This is a genomic window from Neobacillus drentensis (assembly GCF_036965425.1).
Classification (GTDB): Bacteria; Bacillota; Bacilli; order Bacillales; family Cytobacillaceae; genus Neobacillus; species Neobacillus drentensis_F.
In genome coordinates this window covers 1-7,229 of the sequence record NZ_JBALPP010000019.1, presented here as the reverse complement: position 1 = coordinate 7,229, position 7,229 = coordinate 1, and the positions used below count along the sequence as shown (strand labels likewise).

Below are 7,229 nucleotides of genomic sequence, written 5' to 3'. Positions count from 1 at the left end.
TTGTCCTTCTTCAACTAAATGGCAGAATAGCTAAATAACGGAGGAGATATAATAAGTTACATAATTCCTTTGGAAAAAGGGGTATTAATATGACAATGAAAAATCAATGGTTACTTAATATTGTAATGATATTATTCTCATGGCTTACAATGCCTTTGTTAGGATGGCGGACTATAAGGAGGTTTTTACCAGCATCAATCCTTGCTGTTCTAATATGTAGTTTGGATGCCCTAATTGGAAAAAAACGCAAATGGTGGTCCTTTTATAATAAACCACAGTCCTTTATTCAAAATGAATTTCCTTTTCTCATAGGTCCAATGTTGACGATGTCTTTATGGACATTAAAATGGGCATACGGAAATTTTAAAAAGTTTATTATTTTAAATGCAATTGGCGAAGCTATTTTTGTATTTCCTATTACAAGGGTATTTACAAAATTAAAACTATTTNNTTACAAGGCTTTTTTCTTATATGGATTTCAATACCTTTTTGAAAAGTGCAAAGAAACTAATGATTAGTTAAGTAACGGGTGCGACTCTTCAAGATGAGAAATAGTGAGAATTTCTTTTTTTAGTTTTCAAATTTTGCAGGTGTTGTCCTCTGAATAAAAGATCTTTCTATACAAAAAATATGTATATTCTACCAACTCAGGAGGGATCGCATGGTAAATATGTTGGAAACAGTTATGGATGCCATGAAATCATTGACAGTACAAGACAAAGACCAACCACTTCATGTTGGAGAAGTGATGTCATGTTGGATTTACTTAGCAGGACTTGAACTAGCTAAGGTATCTGTTCAAGCGGGTATAAATACGACGACAGATGATGAACTAAAAGCAATACTTGAAGAAGATATGAAATTAGGAACCAGTCAAAGAGAACGACTCCATGATTTCATGATTAAGGAAGGGATTCCACTGCCGGCTGCCCCTGAGGAAATGCCAAAATCAGACCCTAACAGTATCCCTCTTGGTGTTAAATTAACGGATGATGTAATAGCAAACGAATTATCTTTAAAAATTGTAAGTTTAATTATGCGTGCAGCGGGTGCTGCCTCTGAATCGATTCGTACAGATGTTGGTTTATTATTTATTCAGTTTCAAACAGAAAAATTTGCTTTCGCAACTAGATTAAAACATTTAATGCGTAAACGCGGATGGATTAAAGTCCCACCTTTTTACGTTCCACCAGGTTCACAACAAACATTAAGTTAGAGGGAACAAATATTTTCTAACATAGTTGGGAACTTTCAAAGGGAAGAATGCCTGAAAATAATGAAAAGAACTATTAAAATTTATCAAAATGCAGCGTAAAACCCTAACTTTAGATAGGGGTTTTACGCTGCATTTTTTATTTTTGATTTTTCTTTTTAAAATAACAGTAGTGCTTTTTTCTTCTTCTAGTAACGGAGCAGTTTAGTGAAAGAAGGTGTTTTACACCCTACTAAAGAATTATAGTTAAATGACTCTTGTAAATGTAGTAATCGGAGGAAAAGTAATATGAATCAAAAAGAATTTGAATCAGTCATAAAACAACCATCAAAAATTAGATATGAGTATTTTAAAAAATAGGGACTCCCGTGGCAGTCACTCAACAACCCTGCATTACAAAGCTTCACTTGTTGTATCCATAAAAAAACAGAAAAAAATCAAAAGATATGAACTCTCTTGCATTTTATGATTTTTATTCGCTTGTGTTGAGGCTCTCTGCCATCTTCAATTCGTTCTTGTAGGCAGCCATCGCCAGTTCATACCTTACCTTTTTGCTCGCTTCCACGAAATCTGCTTCCTTCACAAGACCTGATATTGAATACCTGTGACCCCTAAAATCCACGTTCAGTTCGGTGATTTGGTTGAATATGAAACTCTCCACGGGAACGCCGTGCTCATCTTTCAACAGGTATTCTCCATATTTCTCGTTGCATGTTTGTGCCACTTCCTCCATCACCTTGAAGGCATCGTCCGGATTTTGCCTATAGTTGAGGATTAGGCTTTCGTTCACCCGCCGCCTTCCCCGATTCCCGTTCTGAAGTTCTATGATGCTGCTATAGGAGACCGTATAGAGGTATCCGTCATACTGGCGGATCTTTAGGTGGCGCATGCTGATTTCCTCGATTTTCCCCTGACGGTTTCCATTGATGATGACATAATCCCCAAGATGGATCTGGCGCTCAAACAAGTAGGTCAGTCCCATAATGTAATCGCGAATGATATGCTGGAAGATCAATGCCAAGGCACCTGCCACCACTACCGAACCAGTTACAAACTTTTCTAGGTCGAAGAAATGGCTAGCCACATAAATAAAGAAGAACACAAGTCCCAATACCTTTGTCACCTGGTTGGCGAAATGCATCAAGGTCTCTTCCCGCTTTTCATCCAATATGCTTGTTTTGTCAAAGAAAAGCCTGATGGATTTGCGGATCAAATAAACCGTAAGTATAATCAGCAGTGCCACCGTAAAAATTTTTACGGGCAACTTCTGGAACAATCCCAAGAAAAACATCCTATCAACTCCCACTATTTACACTATACCAAAGGATTGCGATAAGGAGAAAAAACTTCCTTTCCCAACAAACAAACCTTAACGATAGCATGGTTCCATTAAAAAAAGAAGCCATATCCAGGCTTCTTGTGGAACGATTATATTATCAATAATGTGTTTTCCGCTGCTGAGTTGTTGGTCTTACTGATGATTTCTTTTTAATCGGGCTGCTAAAATGGCAGCCTTTTTCTAATTCGACTAACGGAAGGTAAGTTAAACAAGGATTGGGGTAATTATTATAGAATTTATAGTTATTGACTATTTTTAGGGAGAGAAAATTATGGGAGTTATTACATTCATAAAATACTCTTTGATGATGTTACCTACCTTATTAACATTTATTCTATTAATAAGGTTTTTTCCAAATACAGGGCTAGGGAGGATAGTAGCATTACCAACAATATTTATCATAAATTCTGTGCTAATCATTTTGGGATTTAAAATGACTCGCAATTTAAAGTTTGCTGCAAATACTATGATATGGATTACGATAATTCTGTTAACAGTAATCATCACAATGGTCTTTTACCCGCAAGAGTATGGTCCGCACATCATCAAGAGAATAATCGAAAAAATAAAAAGTTGATTAAAAAGGTCTGCATTCGAATGACAATGCAGACTCATTTTGTCGTTTATTTTCGCTAAAATTTTTGATTTCTAAGCTGTTCCTTGTTCTTGCCCAACATCTGCTTAAAGTCCACTTCCATAAGAATAATGGATAGCATAATAAGCAATCCTCCAACAACTAACTGAACTGTAAATGTTTCAAAGCCAAACGCTACTGAAAAAATACTTCCAAAAGCTCCTTCAAGCATCATAATTAACCCAGCAGTTGTTGCGGAAGTATGCTTTTGAGCTACAACCTGAACAGTTTGACCAACGAACGAACATATTATTCCCATATATAACAATGGCACTATTGCAACAGACCAATTGATAGTAGTAAGCTGTCCTTCCTCTACGAAGAAGAAAAAAGCCAACCCCCCTATGGCTTGGACAACCCCAAGCATAAAAGCTACAATGCTGAAATCAGTTGTTCTTGCTCCGTAACCGAGATAGACAATAGAGGCTGCATAAAACAGAGCACAAATAAAAGAATAAACGTCACCGATATTTATGGTTAATGCTTTGTTTAATATTCCAGTTAATATAGTCATTCCAAGTAAACAAAAGGCAATGGAAACAAAGCTTTTTACGGGGAGTTTCTTTTGATATAAAACCCAGGCCAAGAAAGGAATAATTACTACATATGTTGCTGAAATAAAGGCGTTATTGGATGGAGTCGTGTACTGAACACCAATAGTCTGTGTAATAAATCCGCCAAAATTAAGCAATCCCGCAATGAGCCCAATTTTAAAGTCCTTAAGGGTCATTTTAAATATCTTTTTATAAAAAAAGATAAATACCAAAACAACAAAGAGAAAGCCCCTGGAAAAATTTACGAATCCCGGAGAAACATTTGCATCTAGAGCTATTTTTGTTACAACAAACCCAGAACCCCAAAGTGCCGCAGCTATCAATAGTAGCAGGTTTGCCATTGATTTTGTCATTTTCATCTGTTAATTCTCCTGTTCTTATTAATAAAAAATCCCGCCTCTTAAAGTAAGAGGCGGGAACGATCTACTCTCATACAGTTTTCATGGAAAATCCAACGATAATTAGTAACGGAATTGATTTTCCGACACACCCCAAATGAAATTTTGGAGGTTTTTAAGAAGAAAATTAGCTTTCGTCTATCCCAAACAATTCTTCTTTATACACTTTTGATTCATCTTTAATTTACTAAATTATCTTTATGTAATCAACCCATAGTTATCTTCAAAAGAGATTGTGAAGGTTCGCATTTAAACGGGTGTGAGAGATAAAGAACAAGCTGCCATTTTGGTGGTTTTTGTTTATTCAACTAAATAGCAGTCTACCCGAAGAAGGAAATAACTACTTTATGTTGGAATTTTCCCTAAGATTAAAAAGTTAATTAAAAATATACCCCTCACTAATGAGGGGTATATCTTATTGATCTTGTGCAAGTTCTTTTCTATTGGGTGCAAGCGGTGGCTGTTCTAACCACTTGTTTTTCACCATAATATCGAACCAGTTTTTAGTCATTGCTAATGTTTTTAGAATGGTTGATTCATAAACGACAGCTAGGTCTGTTCGCATGGCTCCTGCTAGACCTGTCCCGTAATATACTTGTGCAGTTTGAATCAAGAAACCCATATGATACAACATTAATTTATCTGAAAAAGGAGAGTCTTTTGAAGTTGTAACCTCTGATTCCCACGACATTGGAATCGGCAAATTATCCTTGTGCATAATTTTTGAAAGGGCTTGTATGTTTTCATCTGACTTTTTTTCTAATTCCTCAAAAAACTCTCTTATTTCTTTCGATTCTGTGACTTGACTGAATCCGATTGAAAGAGTTTTTGCCATAATGCTCTTTTTAATGTTAAGAGAGATACTGATTATTTCTGTAGCAGATAAAAGTCTCCCTTTTCCGAAGAATCCATCAGTAAAATCTTTGGTAGAAATAAATTCAGGGCTCTCGTTAGGATAGAAATAGGGGTCACGTTGGAATTTTCCTTTTTTAAGCAATAACTCAATGGTTAAATCATACATATTTTTTGCATCATTATCACATGAATTGTAAAATTCCCGTAGCTCCTTTTTGACAGAAACACATAAAGCAGTTGTATGACCCAACAAACCATGTATGGTCATAATATGTAAATAATTTAAGCAGAATGTGTCAGAAAACAATCTCTTTGCACTTTTATTAAGGTCGGACTCAGTAAATCCAATGGGAACTGGAAAACCCTCTTTCTCAATGAAGGAAACAATCTGCTTCTTTTGCTTTTCCCATGTCTGAATGGCAATTTCAAAAACTTTTTTTATTGATTCATCTTCCAAAATAGAAATCATATATTTATTTACTATCTCGGCCATAGTTCCGTTTACATACTCCCCCCATAGTGTTCCAATTTCGGAAGATGTAAGTTTTAAATTATCATTTTCCATTTGTTCTCACCTCTTCAGTATTTTTTACTGACACAGAAAAGATATGCGTATCTTTGGACTTAAATCTTTTAGATGATAATAGTTGAGCAGATTCTTGTTGAACTAACGGGTGCAGGAGTTCAAGATGGATCGCTGCATAGCAGTTTAAGTGAAATGCTTCACAATCTGATTACAGAATGCTTTTGCCTACCTTTATCGTATCGGTACCTAAAATTTGTAGAGTTAACTTTATAGAATAACCATGCAATAATATACTATATGCATTTAATTTGAAGATGTATTATGACATGAGAATACCTTGAAGGGAGTTTTTCTCATGAATATTACATCTTTTTTAATATACTGTATTATTATTACATTTACACCGGGACCTACTAATATCGCGATATTATCCACAGTGCATAATTTAGGGGCAAAAAAAGCAATGGAATATACGTATGGAGCAACGTTTGCTTTTGGTTTATTACTTATAATATCTGCGCTGTTGAATAATTTGCTTATGACGATAATACCAAAAATTTTAATTGTTCTGCAGATAATCGGAAGTGTTTATATGTTCTATCTCGCTTATCAAATTTACAAAATGGATACATCTAATACGACTGTAAACCAATCTGGTACCTTTAAGTCAGGATTCCTTATGCAGTTTTTAAATCCAAAGGTGGTACTATTTACAATGACTGTAATTCCTAGCTTTATTATGCCCCATTATATCGCAATGCCTGCGGTGACAATAAGCGTTATTGCTATAACTCTTATTGGATTCCTAGCATTTATTACATGGGTTCTTTTCGGTACAATCTTCAAGGAACTTTTACAGAAACATAAAAAGGCTGTTAATGTAATGATGGCATTATTTTTAGCTTATGCCGCAATAGAGATATGGATGTAGGTAAGCTAAATAAGAGGTGAATTTAATGGATAAATTTATCTATAAAAAATCTGCAGGTATTACTGCGCTTGCAGCAAGCATTACTGATTTTGCGTATAAAAAGCATTCTCATAAGGAGTATGCCATAGGTGTAACATTACGTGGTATTCAACATTATAACTTGGATGGAAGTTTACAATTATCATATCCAAAGGGCGTTATGCTTTTTAATCCAGAACAGGCACATGATGGAATGGCACATGATGAGGCTGGCCTTGATTATGTTATGCTATATATTGAGCCGCACTTGCTTTTAGAGGTTACCCGAAAAAAAGATATAGTACGTTTTTCAACCCCTATTGTATATGACAATAGACTTGAACAAAGAATTTTAAGTCTTGCTAATGCCATATTAGGCGAAAAAGATGAGGCTTTGTGCAGTGAATTATTCTTATCCCTTACAGATAGCCTGATTCAAACGGATCTTTCTACAGACTTTAAGAAAGATATTGCTTTAATTAGAAAAGCAAAAGATATTCTTCATGCAGACTTAGGAAATGTACTTAAACTTGACGAGATAAGTAATAAACTGAATTTATCGAAATTTCAGTTTATCAGATTATTCAAGGGTCATACCGGAATTTCACCATACCAATACTTTCTTAACTGCAAGATAGAACGTGCAAAGCAATTAATAGAAAAAAACGGAGATTTATATTCGGTAGTAGCTGATTGCGGTTTTGTTGATTTATCCCATTTAAATAAACATTTTAAAAGTGTATATGGTACAACAGCATTTG

General features: G+C 35.0%; 6 protein-coding genes. 3 read left to right on the top strand and 3 right to left on the bottom strand.

What is annotated here, in order from left to right; genetic code table 11:
* The first annotated feature begins 661 nt into the window (after positions 1–661).
* On the top strand, positions 662–1,216 hold the full coding sequence (locus V7161_RS05140; RefSeq protein WP_335442813.1) for a DUF3231 family protein: 555 nt from the start codon (positions 662–664) through the stop codon (positions 1,214–1,216).
* Positions 1,217–1,685: 469 nt separating this feature from the next.
* On the opposite strand, the gene V7161_RS05135 is transcribed toward V7161_RS05140, so the two are convergent.
* The 3 genes from V7161_RS05135 to V7161_RS05125 form a co-directional block, all read right to left on the bottom strand.
* Positions 1,686–2,504 (bottom strand): mechanosensitive ion channel family protein, encoded by an 819-nt coding sequence (locus tag V7161_RS05135; protein WP_335442812.1) that lies wholly within the window; start codon positions 2,502–2,504, stop codon positions 1,686–1,688.
* 680 nt (positions 2,505–3,184) lie between these two features.
* On the bottom strand, positions 3,185–4,099 hold the full coding sequence (locus tag V7161_RS05130; RefSeq protein ID WP_335442811.1) for a DMT family transporter: 915 nt from the start codon (positions 4,097–4,099) through the stop codon (positions 3,185–3,187).
* A 454-nt stretch (positions 4,100–4,553) separates the two neighbouring features.
* Positions 4,554–5,558 carry a DUF3231 family protein gene (locus V7161_RS05125; protein WP_335442809.1) on the bottom strand — a complete coding sequence of 335 codons (1,005 nt, stop codon included), beginning with the start codon at positions 5,556–5,558 and terminating at the stop codon, positions 4,554–4,556.
* A 316-nt stretch (positions 5,559–5,874) separates the two neighbouring features.
* On the opposite strand from V7161_RS05125, the gene V7161_RS05120 reads away from it, so the two are divergent.
* Complete coding sequence (locus tag V7161_RS05120; RefSeq protein WP_335442807.1) at positions 5,875–6,450, top strand: LysE family translocator; 576 nt, start codon at positions 5,875–5,877, stop codon at positions 6,448–6,450.
* A 25-nt stretch (positions 6,451–6,475) separates the two neighbouring features.
* A partial coding sequence (locus tag V7161_RS05115) for an AraC family transcriptional regulator (protein ID WP_335442805.1) occupies positions 6,476–7,229 on the top strand: 754 nt, incomplete at its 3' end.

Excerpts from the sequence above, each read along its gene's own strand:
- V7161_RS05140 (WP_335442813.1), top strand. The coding sequence starts at position 662 with ATGGTAAATATGTTGGAAACAGTTATGGATGCCATGAAATCATTGACA.
- V7161_RS05135 (WP_335442812.1), bottom strand. The coding sequence starts at position 2,504 with ATGTTTTTCTTGGGATTGTTCCAGAAGTTGCCCGTAAAAATTTTTACG.
- V7161_RS05130 (WP_335442811.1), bottom strand. The coding sequence starts at position 4,099 with ATGAAAATGACAAAATCAATGGCAAACCTGCTACTATTGATAGCTGCG.
- V7161_RS05125 (WP_335442809.1), bottom strand. The coding sequence starts at position 5,558 with ATGGAAAATGATAATTTAAAACTTACATCTTCCGAAATTGGAACACTA.
- V7161_RS05120 (WP_335442807.1), top strand. The coding sequence starts at position 5,875 with ATGAATATTACATCTTTTTTAATATACTGTATTATTATTACATTTACA.